Source organism: Kitasatospora paranensis, from assembly GCF_039544005.1.
Classification (GTDB): Bacteria; Actinomycetota; Actinomycetes; order Streptomycetales; family Streptomycetaceae; genus Kitasatospora; species Kitasatospora paranensis.
Map to the genome: position 1 here is coordinate 1 of NZ_BAABKV010000001.1, position 14,384 is coordinate 14,384.

Annotated in this window: 11 protein-coding genes; 4 read left to right on the forward strand and 7 right to left on the reverse strand. The window is 73.2% G+C overall.

All coding sequences use genetic code 11. The annotated features are described in order from the left end of the window. Positions 1–1,483: 1,483 nt before the first annotated feature. On the reverse strand, positions 1,484–2,134 hold the full coding sequence (locus ABEB13_RS00005; RefSeq protein ID WP_345703665.1) for a hypothetical protein: 651 nt from the start codon (positions 2,132–2,134) through the stop codon (positions 1,484–1,486). A gap of 1,844 nt (positions 2,135–3,978) precedes the next feature. On the opposite strand from ABEB13_RS00005, the gene ABEB13_RS00010 reads away from it, so the two are divergent. The 3 genes from ABEB13_RS00010 (at position 3,979) to ABEB13_RS00020 (ending at position 6,163) form a co-directional block, all read left to right on the forward strand. Beyond that, positions 3,979–4,236 (forward strand): hypothetical protein, encoded by a 258-nt coding sequence (locus ABEB13_RS00010; RefSeq protein ID WP_345703666.1) that lies wholly within the window; start codon positions 3,979–3,981, stop codon positions 4,234–4,236. Positions 4,237–4,244: 8 nt separating this feature from the next. After that, positions 4,245–5,288 (forward strand): hypothetical protein, encoded by a 1,044-nt coding sequence (locus ABEB13_RS00015; protein WP_345703667.1) that lies wholly within the window; start codon positions 4,245–4,247, stop codon positions 5,286–5,288. 110 nt (positions 5,289–5,398) lie between these two features. Beyond that, positions 5,399–6,163: a hypothetical protein gene (locus tag ABEB13_RS00020; protein ID WP_345703668.1), complete on the forward strand. Its 765-nt coding sequence runs from the start codon at positions 5,399–5,401 to the stop codon at positions 6,161–6,163. Positions 6,164–6,939: 776 nt separating this feature from the next. Here the strand turns inward: ABEB13_RS00020 and ABEB13_RS00025 are convergent. The 5 genes from ABEB13_RS00025 to ABEB13_RS00045 form a co-directional block, all read right to left on the reverse strand. Beyond that, complete coding sequence (locus ABEB13_RS00025; RefSeq protein ID WP_345703669.1) at positions 6,940–7,557, reverse strand: hypothetical protein; 618 nt, start codon at positions 7,555–7,557, stop codon at positions 6,940–6,942. Between the two features lie 457 nt (positions 7,558–8,014). Continuing rightward, complete coding sequence (locus ABEB13_RS00030) at positions 8,015–9,409, reverse strand: helicase associated domain-containing protein (protein WP_345709481.1); 1,395 nt, start codon at positions 9,407–9,409, stop codon at positions 8,015–8,017. Beyond that, positions 9,349–10,356 (reverse strand): DEAD/DEAH box helicase, encoded by a 1,008-nt coding sequence (locus ABEB13_RS00035; protein WP_345703670.1) that lies wholly within the window; start codon positions 10,354–10,356, stop codon positions 9,349–9,351. Before ABEB13_RS00035 ends, ABEB13_RS00030 begins: the two co-directional genes overlap by 61 nt. A 118-nt stretch (positions 10,357–10,474) precedes the next feature. Continuing rightward, entirely contained in the window at positions 10,475–11,179 is a 705-nt protein-coding gene (locus ABEB13_RS00040) for a helix-turn-helix domain containing protein (protein ID WP_345703671.1), read from the reverse strand. Further along, complete coding sequence (locus ABEB13_RS00045) at positions 11,176–13,719, reverse strand: helix-turn-helix transcriptional regulator (protein ID WP_345703672.1); 2,544 nt, start codon at positions 13,717–13,719, stop codon at positions 11,176–11,178. The genes ABEB13_RS00040 and ABEB13_RS00045 overlap by 4 nt, the downstream gene beginning before the upstream one ends. 178 nt (positions 13,720–13,897) lie before the next feature. On the opposite strand from ABEB13_RS00045, the gene ABEB13_RS00050 reads away from it, so the two are divergent. After that, entirely contained in the window at positions 13,898–14,062 is a 165-nt protein-coding gene (locus ABEB13_RS00050) for a hypothetical protein (RefSeq protein WP_345703673.1), read from the forward strand. Between the two features lie 63 nt (positions 14,063–14,125). Here the strand turns inward: ABEB13_RS00050 and ABEB13_RS00055 are convergent, their stop codons facing one another. After that, positions 14,126–14,371 carry a hypothetical protein gene (locus tag ABEB13_RS00055; protein WP_345703674.1) on the reverse strand — a complete coding sequence of 82 codons (246 nt, stop codon included), beginning with the start codon at positions 14,369–14,371 and terminating at the stop codon, positions 14,126–14,128. Between the last annotated feature and the right edge of the window lie 13 nt (positions 14,372–14,384).

Sequence of the window (14,384 nt, forward strand, 5' to 3'; positions counted from 1 at the left end):
GCCGCTGACGCGGCGTCAGCCGGGGGTGCCGCCTGCGGCGTCACCGTGCGTGGCTGGCCGGCTGCGCCGGGGCGGGCGGGCGGGTGGCGGGGGGAATTCGCCGGTGGCGAATTCGTGGGCCTGCTTGGGTGGTTGGGGGCTGGTTTGGCGTCGCTGCGCTCCGCCAATCCGTGGACAATGCGCCGGGCCTACGGCCCGTCAATCGGTCGGCTTTCCCGGTCAATTGGCCGGTATTTTTCACGGCCCTACGGCCGGTTTGCTAACTGGGTTTCTCGGGCTGCGCCGGGGGTGAGCGTTGACGATGTGACGCGAAATTCGGGTAGCGGCCCCTTCCCCGATCGGGAGGGGTGCCGGCCCGGCCTGCGGCGCCGGGCGTTGACGATGTGTCGCGGACTTCGGGTACTAGCCACAACCCTACCCCCGGCCCGCCCCCGGTCCCGACCGATGGCCGGTTCCGCCTTGCGGTTGCTCGACTTTCGGCCCACCCGCCGCCCGTGGGCAGGGCCTGCGGCCCTCGGGAGGAGCGTTCGGTGCCACCTCCGGGGGTCGGTCCGGCCCGGGCCTGACCGACCCCCGTGGCGGGCCCTCACCAGCACCCCGTGCGCCGGTCCCTGACGGCACCTCAACCACAGATTCCCGGCCGGGCATCCAAAGGGTTTACTGTGCTCTTTCGGCGGCGTTTCCTGTGCTCTTCGGCGGCGTTTCCCGGAGCACCGGACGGTCCTGTCCCACCGGCCTTCGAATGGGCGCGAGACACGAACGGTCAACGTCGCGTCCATCGCCCATAACGGCTCTATCAGGCCGCGCCCTCGGCGAGAATATCAATTCCCTTCCGCTCTCTTTTCATGCCACAATCAGAAAGCCCATGGGGCGCAGCTCTGGGAAATCGAATTCTGACACGCCGAAAAGAGGCCTACGGCCCTCACCACCGACACCACGAACACCAATCCAGACCCCCCAAGAAATCCCACTCGGCATCAACGGGGCAATCCCCAGAGCAGCACCGGCAAACCGAACACCGGACAGAACAGACCGGGACGGCGGCCCGGGCAGCGGCCACGGCGCAGCAGTACGACGGCCCTGGACGACGGCCCTGGACGGCGGCCGGGACGGCGGGCAGGGCGGGCCCGGAGACGGCCAGGCCGGAACGGGCCAGGACAGGCCTGGCGGCCGATCAGGACGGCAGCCAAAGTGCACAGCACCGGGCGACGGGAGCGGGCCAGGCGGGGCGCAGCGGACGGCCTGGCGGCCGTCCGGGAGGGCGGCGAGGGCCTAGGGGAGGTGCAGACCGGGGCTGTCGCCGTGGAGCCCTCGTTCAGTACGGGGCGCGGGCGCGGGTGGTAAAGGGTGAAGGCGGTCTCGGTCATGTCGATCGTCTTCGCGGTGATGACCAGCGCGGCCTTGACGGAGCCGGTGAACCTCACCCAGTTGGTGTTGCCGTCGGTGGCCATGATCTCGCGGTCCAGGACCGCGAGGGTGCCGGTCAGGTCGCCGTGCCAGTGGAGCTGCAGGCACTCCAGAACAGTTCGGCGTGTACCCCTCCGACGGAGGTGAGCGTGCCGGCCGTGTGCACGATGTCGCCGTACCCGGGCATGCGCAGTTTCCCGTTCGACAGTTCGCCTTCCGGGACGCCGGCGGCGCGGAGCAGCCCCTTGATCCGGTTCTGGCGTTTCTCGTAGTCCGCCAGGACCTGACCCAGCAGCTCGGCCTTCGCCGCGTTGCTCTTCAGGTCCGCGAGGCGCATCCGCAGGCACCGGTGTACCCGCTCGCGGCGGGAGGCGGGACCGAGCAGCCACAGCGCCCGGGCCGCGTTCTCCAGGGCCGCGCGCAGCAGGGTGAACGAGGCATGGGTGGGCAGCAGCATCTTGCGGTGACCGTCGCTCTCCGTTCCGCTCACGAGTGCGGCCAGGGCCTGGAGGTGGTCGACGGCCACCACCAGGGCGTGGTGGGCGCTGTGGGAGACCTGGTGCGGGTCGGTCTTCATATCGTCGCCGGCGAGTGCGCTGCCGACCGCCACGCTCCACCCGGGCCAGGGGCCTGCGGTGCGCTCGCCGAGCGGCACGACACGCTCGAAGTGGCGCAGCAGAGCACGCAGGAGGACCGTCTCGTCTTCGTCCTTCTCCGGGTTCGTCATACCCCGGCAGGCTAGGAGGCCCTGACCAGCGGAAGCCAATCATTTTGCCGCCACAGCCCGTACGGACGGACGAAGCCTGCTCAGGTCCAGCTAGGGCATCGACCCTACTCAGGACCGGGCGCAGCAGAACCTCCCTCAGGGCCGGACGGCGGCCCGACCGCAGCGGCGCCCGCGTGCTGGGGCAGGCCGGCGCGGCGCGGCCCGCCGAAGGCTGGCCCTGGCATCCAGCAGTTGGGGGCCAGCCGCCTGGACGGCGGCAGGCGGGCACGCTCCGCTCGGCGGGGACGGCAGCGAGAGCACAGACCCAACTGGCCCCAACAAGCCGAACACCGGCCACCGGCAACGAGCCCTCACCCAGCCGTTCCACTCCGAACCAAGAAAAGCCATGCAGTCAATTCGTAAAAATACGAGATCCGAAATTCCAAGCCGAACAAGCGCCAGAAAAGACCGCCCACCCGCCCGACCTGGCCGGCACCACCCCCGGCCCCACAATCCACCACGTACAGTGACCAAGCCCTGTCGGACACCGGCCCGGCGAAGCACCCGACAGGTCCAACCAAAGGTCTAAATAATTCGGCGTTTATGGCTGTTTCACGCCCCTCTATCTCGACAGGTCACACCTTCGCCGTCGTGAGAGGGCAGTCCGCCCCCGCAGCCGGGCCGGAAGCAGACCGGGCAGGGCCGGGTCTTGGCGGCTGGTGCCGGGCACCGCCTGCGGTCGACGCAGCGGGGCGCCCTGGCCGCAACGAGGACGGTGCCCACCCCCGATGCCCGCCAGCGCGCTGACGGCCCGCCAGGACCCTGCCTCGGCCACCTGGACAGGGTCGGCAAGCTAGGCCTGACCGGGGCCAGGTCCCGCGCTCAGGGCGGTTGCAGGGGCCCTCGCGGCGCTCCCCGGTCCCGGCTGCGGCCCGTACCCGCCGCAGCCGGGCGAACGGCTGTGGCGGGCCGGAGTGGCGCACGGCGACGCGGGATTCGCACCGGCCTCTTCTGAGACGTCGGGGACCGGGCAGGGCCGGTCTGGGCGGCGGCGCTGGGGCACCGCCTGCGGTCGGCGCAGCAGCGCGCCCTGGCCGGGCGGGGAACGGCTGGCCGGACCCGATGGCCGCTCGGGCGCTGACGGCCCGCCGGCGCCCTGCCGTGGCTCCCTTGAACGGGGTCAACATCCGAAGCGGCGGGCGAGGGCCGGACAGTGCGCTCAGGACGGCTCCAGGGACCTCACTGCAGCCCCGGACGCCGAACGGGGCCACCCCGCCACGGCTGGTCCCGCGAACGGATGTGGTGGGCCCACAAAGACGCACGATGCAGCGGACCCGCGCCAGCCTCTACGGAGGCGCTGGGGACCGTCCAGAACGGCGCCTGGCCCGGGCAGCACGCTGTGCTGGCCGGCGGCTCCGTGGCTGTCCCAGCAGCTGCAGAGCGCCGCGACGACCGAGCCGCCGGGGGCCGCCAGACGAAGGCACGGGCGGATGCCCCTGGCCGCCCGCGGGCCGGAACAGGGCGCAGCGGGCCGGGTTCCGGGCCCGCTGCCGGAGGTGGTGGGCGGGTCCCGGTGGCGGGTCGGGAGCGCCCTGGGCAAGTGGGGCGGATCTGCTTCTTTGATTCGGTGTTCAGACTGCTCATAGCGGTCAGAGTCGGTTCGGTTGGCGCCGCCACTGGTCTGACGTACGTAGGCGATCGTGAATCAATCCAGGGCAAGCAGGTGGCGTCCGGGGGCGCCCACGCGCCATGGTTGATCCAGGTCGCAGGAGGCGCCCGGCGCCTGCCGAATCCGGTGCGGTGAACGCGCTCTGGCGGCCGCTCAGATCCGTCCCTCTCCACATTCCGACAGGAGTTCCTCACCCATGCCCAAGCCCGGCCCCGCCCGCCTGTTCTGTGTCGGCCTTCAGGACCGCGTCCGCGGCATCCCGGCCGGCGCCCGACGCCGCTTGGTGGTCATCGTCGTCCTGCTCACCGCGGCTGCAGCCATCGCGCTCGGCGCGGACGTCTCCACCGTGGTCGAGGTCCTCGCGCTGCCGCCGTCCGCGGTGAGGCTCGCGGACCTGGCCGTCGGCGGCTGGGCCAACCGGCGGCGCAGCCGGGCCGCCCTGCAGGGGCGGTGAGCGCGGCCGTGGGACGCCCCGAGAATCCGATCCCGGACAACGCGAGCAAGGAGCTCCGCGCACTCGCGCAGTACCTGCGGAAACTGCGGGCCAACGCGGGGCTCAACTTCCGCGCGATGGCCGTACACCCGGACGGTGGCCGGTACTCCGCCATCACCTTCCAGCGCGCGGCGTCCGGTGAGCGGATCCGGCGGAAGGGGGCCGACGGCAAACAGATCGTGGCGGGTGAGCAGATCCCGTCCGAGAAGGTCGCCGAGGCGTTCGCGCGGGTCTGCGGCGGCGACGTGGCGAAGGCTCGGAAGCTGCGCCGGGAGGCCGCCCGAGCCGATGCCTGGCGCAGCGTCCGGCACGCCTACAACAGGGCGCTGCGGGAGGGCTGGGATGCCGGCGATCCGCCGCCGCGGCACATCTCCCCCAGTGAGGTCGTCAGTCTCCGTGACCTGCGCACCGCCATGCGGTTCATCCGCCTCCAGGCCGGGGGCCCCTCCAGCCGCGAGCTCGAGGGCGCGGACCCGACCGGCCACCTCCGCCACACCACCCTCGACCGCGTCCTCAACCACCGCGCCAAGCCCCGTCTGCCGACCCCGGAACTCTTCGAGGCCTTCCTCGTCGGCTGCAACGTGGCCGAGCGCCACAGGAAGGCCTGGAAGAACGCCTACCAGCGTCTCGTCGACGCCGACGAACGGCTCAGCGCCCGCGCGGACGCCCGTGAGGCCCGCGCCACCACCGACCCCGACTGGCACACCTGGGGCCTGGACACCCAGGAGCGCCAGGACCGCATGGAGGAGATCAAGCGGAAGATCGGGCACCTGGTCGACCGGGACTGGTACGACGAGCAGCTCGACCACGAGCGCGACAAGGAGTTCAACGAGCAGGTCGCCTACATCGACAGCCTCACCGCCGAGGAGCTCGACAAGCTCCAGCGCGAGGCCACCGCCGATCACCGGCAGGCGGACAGACAGTTGCTCGCCGACATGGCGAAGCGGGCCCGCCCCGCCGACCGGACACAGCCCCTCCGGGCCGTCCCCAAGCCGCGGCGCAGCGGGCCGTGAGCCAGGTGCCGGGACGGCCTGCGGCCGCGGGGGCGGGGGCGGGGGCGGTGTCTTGACGGGTGGGTGCGCGATCGGAACGGGCTGCGGCTGTGGGTTGGGATACTTCGGGCATGACGCATCCCGCCCCCGCTGTTCGGCCCGCCGTGGACGTCGACGATTCCCGCACGTGGCCCCCGGCCCTGGCGGACCTCGTCGGCCGGCTCGCAGACGATGTCGACCTGGCCGAGGCCGACCGGGACGAGTACGTCGACCTTGACCTGGACGCCTACGAGGACGACGTGCTCGCTCTGCTCGACGGCCACCTGGTCCGCGCCCTGCACTGCACCCGGCTCCTCGACTACGAGGCTGATGCCATCCGCGCCGAGGGCCTTCGCCTGCTCGACGAGGACCTCGTCAACGACCGGCTCGACCAAGCCCGGGAGCGTGGACTGTTCACCGACGCCGAGCACACGCTGCTGCGCTCGGGGCACCGGCTGGCACCCGGTCGCAGAGTCATGGGGAGCAGCGGCGAGGTCTGCTTGACCCTGTCCGCCGAAGCGACCGCCCACCACACTCACGGGGCCCGGCCGCTGCTGACCAACTGGGGAGGCGAGGTGGTCTACTCACCGCACTGCGACACCGACCCCGGCCTCGCGGCGAAGCTGCGCAGCCTCGGCCGACCCGCGCTCGTCACCGCCCACCTCGACCTCGCGTACCCGGGCGACCACAAGGTCTCCAAGTCGTTGGTGCACACCTTCGTCGGCAAAGCCATCGGTCACACACCGGCCAACGCCGACGTCTTCTACCGGGCCCCGGTCCCCGCGTCCCACATCGCATCCATCGTCTTCCCCGGCGACCTCGGCTATGACCGCATCCCCGGCCTCCCCCGAAACTGACCAACCGGCACGGCGTAACGCGGGGGCAAGGCGGACGTCTTGGCGGACGTGGAGGGCAGATCGGGGCATGGCGGCCCCTTGGTGGGTAGCGGGGATGGCTGCGGCGCCCCGGTTGGGTCGGTTCCGGGGCGCGGGGCCGGGCTGTGCCGGGTGCTCGGAGATGCAAGAGCTGTCACCGCCTTAGGGGGCCGGTGACAGGACGGCGGGGACACGCGGCGCAGCGCGGGGCGGTCGGGGCCGAGGAGTGGGGCCTGGCGTCCCCTGGTGAGGGGCTCTCCCCGGGCCGGTGACAGGCAGACAGGTTCCGGTGGCCCGGGCGGTCTTTGGGGACGGGCGCCGGCAGCGGGGCGCACCGTGGCCGGCCGGGGCGACGCGGGCGTGGAGCGTGGGCATCCCCAGCGGCTGGGTGGCCGACGGGATCGCCGGGGGCGGCGCTGGCTGCCGCGGCCCGGGATGTGCCCGGGGCGGCCCGGGGTATGTACGGCCCCGGGCCGCCCTCGGGGGTGCGGCTGCGCGGGCTGCCAGCCGGGGCACCGGGGGGTTGAGCGGCCGGGCCGGAACCCGTGCGCAGCCGGAACGGGGTCCCCGCAGGGGGTTCGGGAACGGTCCGTCGCCTCATCCAACGACCGGCCCCGTCCCGGGACACCCCCGGCGCCCTGGGACGCGCCGTAGGCGGGGGCAGGCCGGTGCAGGGGCCGGTCGCGCTCGGGGGTCCGCGACCGGCCCGCCTACCCATCAGCGTCACCAGCCACGGCGGACCCGTCCACCAGGCGCCACTACGCACACCGCCACCCGAGCACACCGGTCCCCCACCCGGACCACCGCCAGGCCGGCCGCCCGCGGCACAGCGGCCCCGGGCCGCCAGGTCCGGGATTGACCACCTCGAGGAGCTCGTTCATGCGCGGATCGTCGAAGCCCTCGACGTCGCTGTCGGCGTCGAGCCGTCCGGGGGCCAGGTCGTACAGGGTCAGCCCGTCACCGCGTGGGGTGTGGAGCAGCAGGAGGCGCGGCCCGTTGGTCTCGCGGTTCCAGACCGGGAGGAGCCGTCGGTGAACCAGGCCGGCCTCGTCATTGAGCCGGTCCGGCGCGCCGGCAGTCGGCCGGCCCTCGTCGTGGAGCGGGTCCACCCCAGTCGCCGAGCAGTGCGGTGGAGGCCGACCCCCGGGCCGGACGGAGCCCGCGGCCCGGGACGGGCAGCGGAGCGACAGCACCCCTGCACCGGCGACGCCGGGCGCAGCGAAGGCCTCGGCGAGGATGAGGCGGACGTGGCGTTCGTCGACGCCGGCTTCCCGGGCGGCCCGGATCCTGGCGGTGATGTCGCCGGGCAGGCGTCCGGTGGGTCGCGGCGCCCAGGTACCGGTGTCGTCGGCGCCCGCTGGGCCGTGGCCGGTCACGGGCGCGTCCTGGCGGCCGGGCACGCCGGTTCGTGCCAGACGGTGGTCACCGCGGTCCCGCCCGGGAGTCGGCGCTCCGTGGTCCAGGTCCGGCAGCAGAACACGGCCGGAGACGGACCGGGCTCTTCCACCCCGGCGGCCGACGGAGAAGGCGCAGCGGTGCGGGCGCTCGGCCTGCGGCGCCGCGGGCGCTGCGCGGGAGAGCTCGTCATCTCCCGCGTGTCCCACGCCCGTCGATCACCCAACCCCGGTGCTACCCGGACGGGGCAGCCCAACAGGGCCGGGTGTCCGCCCGCGCAGTGCCCAGGCGCAGGTGCAGGTGCAGGCTGCATCCGAAGCCCGGACAGCCTTCGCCGTCGGGAGTGACGTCCGCCAGGCCACCCTCGGGCGCCTGGAGGAACTCGCTACCTCGGACGGATGCCCGTCGCTCGTCCTTGCCCGGCAGGCATTTCCCGTGTCAGCGAAGGAGAGGGGCGCTGAGGGCGCCCAGGAGCGCGGTCTGCTGCTCGGTCAGCTTCCCCTCGGTGCGAGCCTTGTCCTGCTTGCGCAGCCAGGTGCCCGGCCGGAACGTCGGGTCGTCGCCGAGGCCGGTGCGGTTGGCCGGACCGTCGAGGGTTCCGCCGGCTGCGAGGTAGGCGAGCAGGCGCCGGTAGGAGCGGTTCCAGTCCGGCTCCAGTCGCCACAGCTCGTCCAGGGCGTCGAGCTTCGCCGTCTGGTCGGGGGTGAGGTTCTCGGCCTTGCGCTGGCGGCGCATCCACGCGCCCACGGCGTAGTCGTCCAGCTTCGCGGTCGCCGGGATGGCGAGGTGGCCGTGCTGGTGGTGGAACGCGGCGGCGTAGGCGGCCCCGCGTTCCCAGGCGTTGGCGTTCTTCGACCAGATCATGCCGAGCGCGTCCAGCTCCGAGATCCGCGCGGCATCGAGCAGGCCCTGGCCGTTCAGGTGGCGCTGGCGGGTGAGCCAGGAGATCAGCTCCGCGTGCTTCGCCTTGTCGGTGGGGTCGAGGTGGCCGTGCTCGATGTGGAACCGCGTCGCCAGGCCGTGCATCCGCTGCCACTCGACCGCGCGCGGGTTGAACGCCCGCAGCTTCACCGCCTGGAGGATCGCGCCCGCGTGGTGGCGGGCGTTGATCTTCAGCCACTCGACCGGCGACTCCCCCGCGGCCGGCTGCTCCCCCTCGGCGGGGCCGGCGCCGGCTGCCTCGTCCTCGGAGGCCCCCGTCGTGGTGGTGTGCGCGGAGCCCTGGGAGCGGTGGGCCCGCAGCTCGGTGATCCGGCCGACCACGCGGGCGTCGTGCGCGGCGAGGGCGCGCAGGACGCGCCAGATGGTGCGGAAGGAGGAGGCTTCGATCTCGGTGTCGGCCTCGGCCTTCACGGCCTCTCCGGCGTCGTGGACCTCGGCCGGGTCGGCGGTGGCGGTGTCGTCGCCGACATCGGGCGAGGGAAGGTAGACGGGGATGATGACCCAGGAGACCTTGCCCTGCCGGTAGGACTGGCGCAGCGCGCGGCCGACGGCCTGGACGATGTCGATGACCGAGCTCTTGGGGTCGGCGAAGCAGATGGCGTCCACGGCTCGGACGTCGATGCCCTCGGACAGGAGGCGGGCGTTGCAGAGGATTCCGCACTCCTCGCCGTCGTCGCCGGTGTGGGCCTTGAACTCGGTGAAGGCCTGCTTGCGGTGCTTGAGCTTGTCAGTGCCGGCGATCGCCTTCGCCCAGATCCGCTCGGGCCGGTCGGCGTCGGGCAGCAGCTCGGCGCTCTCCGGCAGGGTGCCGGCGAACTCCCGCGCCGCCGTCACCCGGGAGTGGAAGGTGATGACCCGGCGCAGGCCGAGGTCGGCGACCGCGCGCAGCACCGCGATCTGCAGGGCCAGCCTGAGGAGTTCCTCGTTGCTGCGCTGGGAGCGGAGGTCGGCGACGGCGGGGAGGTTGAGGAGTTCGCGCAGGTCCTCGTCGGTGACGACGGGGACCAGGACGCGGTAGTCGGCGAGGTAGCCGTGCTCGATGCCCTGTCCGAGGGTCCAGGTGAAGCAGGTCTTGCCGTAGATCTCCTCCGAGTCCATGGAGCACAGGGCGGGCAGCTTCTCGCCGTCGGCGGTGAGGTCGGACAGGCCGGCCTTCGCCGTGCGGTCGTCGGCGATCCGCGGGGTGGCGGTGAAGTACAGGCGGCGCTTCGCCGGGATCTTCGCGTCGTCGTGGACGGCCGCCCAGGCCTTCCCTCGGCGCCTGCCGTGCGGTGGGCCTCGTCGATGACGACGAGGTCCCACGCGGGAAGGCCGTGCAGCTGGTGTGCGGCGGTGATCCGCTCCATGGAGGCGTAGGTGGCGTAGACGGTGACCGGCTCGCCCGCCTTCGCGGAGGCGACCAGGTCGGCGATGCGCGGGGCCTGGGTGGTGACGGCCGCCTCGATCCGCCCGCCCGCCTCCGCGCTCTCCAGTGCCTCCTGGCGCGAGCACGCCGCCACCGCCACACCGCGGCGCCCGCCCAGCAGCGACCAGGACTCGGCGGTCTGCTCCAGCAGCTCGATCGTCGGGACCAGGACCAGCACCCGGCCGCGCGCCGCGAGGCGCCGGGCGCAGTTCGCGGCGATCAGCGTCTTCCCGGAGCCGGTGGCCAGGACCAGCGTCGCCCGGCCCCCGTTCCTCACCTCGCGCACCGCGGCCGCGACCGCGTCCTTCTGGAACCAGTGCAGCGTGATGGGCGCCAGCGTGCCGAGCGGCTGGGCGGGCACGGGCGGCTGCGGGGTCGGGCGCAGCCCGGCCGGCACGGCGGCCTGGGTGGCGGTGGTGGTCGTGGTCTCCACGGCTGCGGTGCTCCTTCGGATGCTGAGACGGCTGGGCGGGGGTGGCGGTGCTGTGGGAGGGTCGCGCGGGCGGCCTCTCCTCGGGGCCAGGTCATGGATGGGGAGAGGCCGCCCGGTCCTACTGCTCCTCGGGGATCCAGCCGCGGACCTCCAGGTAGGCGATGTCGGCATCGGCGACGGCCCGGCCGGTCTCCACCAGCCACTCCCTCATCGCCTCGGTGACGTCACCGTGGTGGTCCGCGACCCGCTGGGACCACTCGCCAGCGTCGAACCCGCCGGTGCTGGCGGAGCCGTAGGTGCGCTCCTCGGTGCCGTCCGCGCGCGGGACGAAGCCGCGGCGGATGCCGCCGGAGTCCTTCTCCGACCCCGCCGAGTACACGTACTGGTCGGCCTTCATCCGGACGGTGAACGCCAACCGGCCGCCGGCTTGGCCTGTCTCATGAACGACCGGCGCGAGGTGGGACGCGCCGGACTTGATGGCCTGCCTGCCGGCCCGGCCGGCCATGCTGCCGCCCGCCTCGCCGACCGTGTCCTTGCCCCGCACCCGGGCCCTCTGACCGGTCTTGGTGGTGCGCCGCTTGGTGTTCGCCTCTGCCACGGCGGACAGGGCCTCCTCGTCCCGCTCGCCGCCCCGCACCGCACGCACCAGCTGGCGCAGCGCGCCGACCATGCTCGCGCCCTTGCCCTTGGTGAAGAACTGAGACACCAGGCTCGCGTCGCGGCCTAGCATCCTGGCGACCTTCCGCTTGGTGTAGCCCCGGTCGAGCAGCTCCTGGGTCAGGCGCGCGGCCTCGTTCGGGTTCTGCGGATCGGCGGGGCTCACAGGTCAGTCCCCTTCTCGGTGGCGACGAGTTCGGCGCGGCCCAGGCCGCGCAGCTTCAGGTACTCCTCCTGGCTGGCCGGGTGCTCGACCGGCCCGGTCAGGTGGCCCTTGAGGAGGTAGTCGCCCGGCTCCCCGCGGTACGGCCAGGGCTGGCGCTCCGTCAGCGCGATGCCGTCCGTACCGAAGTACACGACCGTGCCGGGCTTCGCGTGGAGGGCGCCGGCGTGGCCGATGACCTCCTTGCCGTGGCGGTACTTCATGTCCAGCAGCGCCGCCCGCGCTCCCGACCACACGTACGCCGCCCACTCCGGGTGGGCGTAGGGGTCGCGGGAGAACCCGGCCTGCCGCTGCCAGGTGACCACGTCGCCCGCCTGGCCGAGGATCTCGACCCCGGCCGGGAGCGCCTCGCCGACCGGGGTGGTGCCGGAGACCAGGCGCGGGCGCTGGGCGAAGCCGCCCAGGCCGAACAGCAGCACCGAGCGGACCGCACGGGAGGCGAGGTAGGCGGCCTGCCGCTGGCGCTCGTCTGCGTGCAGCTTGGAGAGGTTGGTCAGGTCCGCCCACGCGGCCTTCAGGCGCTTGCCCCACTCGTCGAGCGGCTTGCCGTCCTCGAAGAGCAGGCCGCCGAGAATCTCGACCTTCCACGGCCCCAGGTGGTTCGACAGGGCGAGGTGGACCTCCGCGCCACCCGCCCAGGTGGTGAACGTGGCGCCGGGCTCGGACGGGTAGACCCAGGCGCGGTCCCCGGTGACCGGGGCCGGGAGCAGGCCGACGTGGTTCCACCCGGCCGGGACCGTGACGCGCACGTTCCAGTGCGAGCAGGACATCAGCGCCTTGACCTGCTCGGCCTCCGTCATCGCCGCGAACGCAGCCGCCGTAATCCGGCGCGGGACACCGACCGGGGACTTCCACAGGTGCTTTGCATAGGCGAACGTGCGGTCGTACTCGACGAGGGCGGGCAGCTGCTCCGGCACCCGGGGCGGCAGGATCAGCTCGGTCCGGCCCTGCCCTCCCGTCGCGTGCAGCAGACCCCGCAACTCCTCGGACAGCACCGGGTAGCCCCCGGCCCACTTGCCCGTGGTCGGGATGGTGCGCGACCACAGGTCCCGGCCGGTCTGCGACGGCGAACCCATCAGCACCGCGTCGTCCCAGTGCCGGCGCAGCGCCTGCCACAGCAGCGTGAACGCCTGGCGGCAGGTGACGACGTCGGCGCCGTCCGGGTCGAACCACTCCCCCATGGACCGGATCTCCGTGACCGGCCCGTCCGGGGAGGCGGCGGGGGCGTAGCGGCCGACCGGCTGGCGCTGGTGGACGAAGTGCCCGGCCAGCTTGTCCCGGCCCGAGCCGACCGCGGTCGTCCAGCGCTCGGACGGGGTGTTCAGCCACGCGGCGACCGCGTCCTTGAGCGTGGAGTAGCGCTCGGCGCCGTCGTGCCACGGGGCACCGGCGGTGATGTAGATGCGCTCCGTGCCCGGCGCGGTCGCCAGGACCGCGTCGAGGATCTCCCCGGGAGTGCGGGTGCCGAGGTCGAGGCGCACCACGCGGTCGCGCACCGCCAGCTCGCCGGTCGCCGCGTCCAGGAACACCGTCGAGCGGGCCTGCTGTGTGAAGTTCGGGCGTTTGGACACCAGGCCGGTCGTCACCGCCTCGAACCGGGCACCGGCCGGGCCCTCGGGAAGGGCGGGCAGCTCACGCGGGCCGACAGCGACCGGAGCAACCGGAGCCGCCGGGACAGCGGGCGCAGCCGGGGCGGGCTGCTCGACGACGGCCTGGTGCTCGGCCTCGGTCGGCGCCTCGACGGGCGGGGCGGCCGGGGTCGGCTGCTCGAGTACGGCAGCCGGGCGGGTCAGCGCCGGGGCAACCGCGGCGACGGGCTCGACGACCGGCTCGGCCACGGGCGCCGGGGCGGGCACAGCGGCGGCGGCCCGGTCGTCGGCCTTGGCGGCGCGGACGGCGGCCGGGGTCGGGTCCAGCAGCGGGGCGATCCGCACGACGTCGCCGAGCGACAGGCCCGAGGCCTTCGCGATGGCCGGCGCCTGCGCGCCCTCGTACCCCGCGAGCCCGGCCACCCTGCGCGCACGCTGGGCGGTGAGCTTGTCCAGCTCCTTCTGCGCGGCCGCGACCAGCTTCTCGGCGGCCGTGATCTCGGTGCGCAGCTCGCGCAGGCCGGCGAGCTCGGCGGTGTACGTCTTCCGGTCCATCAGCGACTCACTCCCCTGGGTGTCGGGCTGGTGGGCAGTGTCGTGGGGGCGGGCCTGACGGGCCAGGGTGAGCCAGCCGTCGGGGCCCTGGGTGCCGTGAATGTCAGCCAGACCGGCGAGGAGGAACGCATAGGCACCGCGCTTCGGGGCGCGCGGCTGCGCGGTGCCGTTCTCCCACTTGGCGAACGTCTCGCGCCGTGTCTGCAGCGCCTCGGCCACCTCGACCTGGGTGAGGCCGGCGGCCTTGCGCAGCCGCTCCCGCTCGGCCGGTTCCGGCAGGTCACCACCGTCCCGGGCCCTGGCCAGCAGCGCGTCCACCGCCGCGAAGATCTCAGACATCACATACCTCCTATCCCAATAGGTAGCACAGAGCGCCGCGCTGTTGGCAACATTTCTACTCTCAAAAACATCTCATCAATGACAGCACGCGGTGCTCATGGCCTCTGGTCAGCCCTGATTGTCGGTGCCAGGTGGGAGCGTGGTCGATTACCAACAAAGGCGGGAGGAGGTGGAGGAGATGACGGGAAGACAGCAGAAGGCCGCGGTCGTGCTCGGCGCGGCGCTGGTCGGCGGCTACGTGCTCAGCAACGTGGCCAAGAGCCAGGCGCGTGTGCTCGGCCTGAGCGCGGCCCAGCTCGCTGTGCTGAGCGCGGGCGTCGCGTTCGCCCTGCGCAAGGCCTGACGCAGGCCCAGCACCGTTCGGCCCGACCACCCTCCCGGTGGCCGGGCCGAACTGCTTCGGGCCCTACTCGGCGCCGGCCTCGGGGCGGGGCGCCGAGCACGCGCCGCAGCAGCCCGGGGCGGGGAGGGAAGCCGGGGCCTTGGGAGCACGCAGCTTGCGGACGGCGGCCACGGCGTTCGCGGCGGCCGGGACGGTGGAGAGGACGGAGCTGAGGTTGCGGACGGCGTAGGCGAGCTGATCGGCCTGCGGGCCGACCGGGTCGGCGAAGACCTCGGCGAGAAACTGCAGAGCGGACTGAATGGGCGTCATGGCGCCCCCTTCG

Bases quoted from the DNA above. Each gene is read 5' to 3' on its own strand.
- ABEB13_RS00005 (WP_345703665.1), bottom strand. From the start codon at position 2,134: ATGACGAACCCGGAGAAGGACGAAGACGAGACGGTCCTCCTGCGTGCT.
- ABEB13_RS00010 (WP_345703666.1), top strand. From the start codon at position 3,979: ATGCCCAAGCCCGGCCCCGCCCGCCTGTTCTGTGTCGGCCTTCAGGAC.
- ABEB13_RS00020 (WP_345703668.1), top strand. From the start codon at position 5,399: ATGACGCATCCCGCCCCCGCTGTTCGGCCCGCCGTGGACGTCGACGAT.
- ABEB13_RS00045 (WP_345703672.1), bottom strand. From the start codon at position 13,719: ATGTCTGAGATCTTCGCGGCGGTGGACGCGCTGCTGGCCAGGGCCCGG.
- ABEB13_RS00050 (WP_345703673.1), top strand. From the start codon at position 13,898: ATGACGGGAAGACAGCAGAAGGCCGCGGTCGTGCTCGGCGCGGCGCTG.
- ABEB13_RS00055 (WP_345703674.1), bottom strand. From the start codon at position 14,371: ATGACGCCCATTCAGTCCGCTCTGCAGTTTCTCGCCGAGGTCTTCGCC.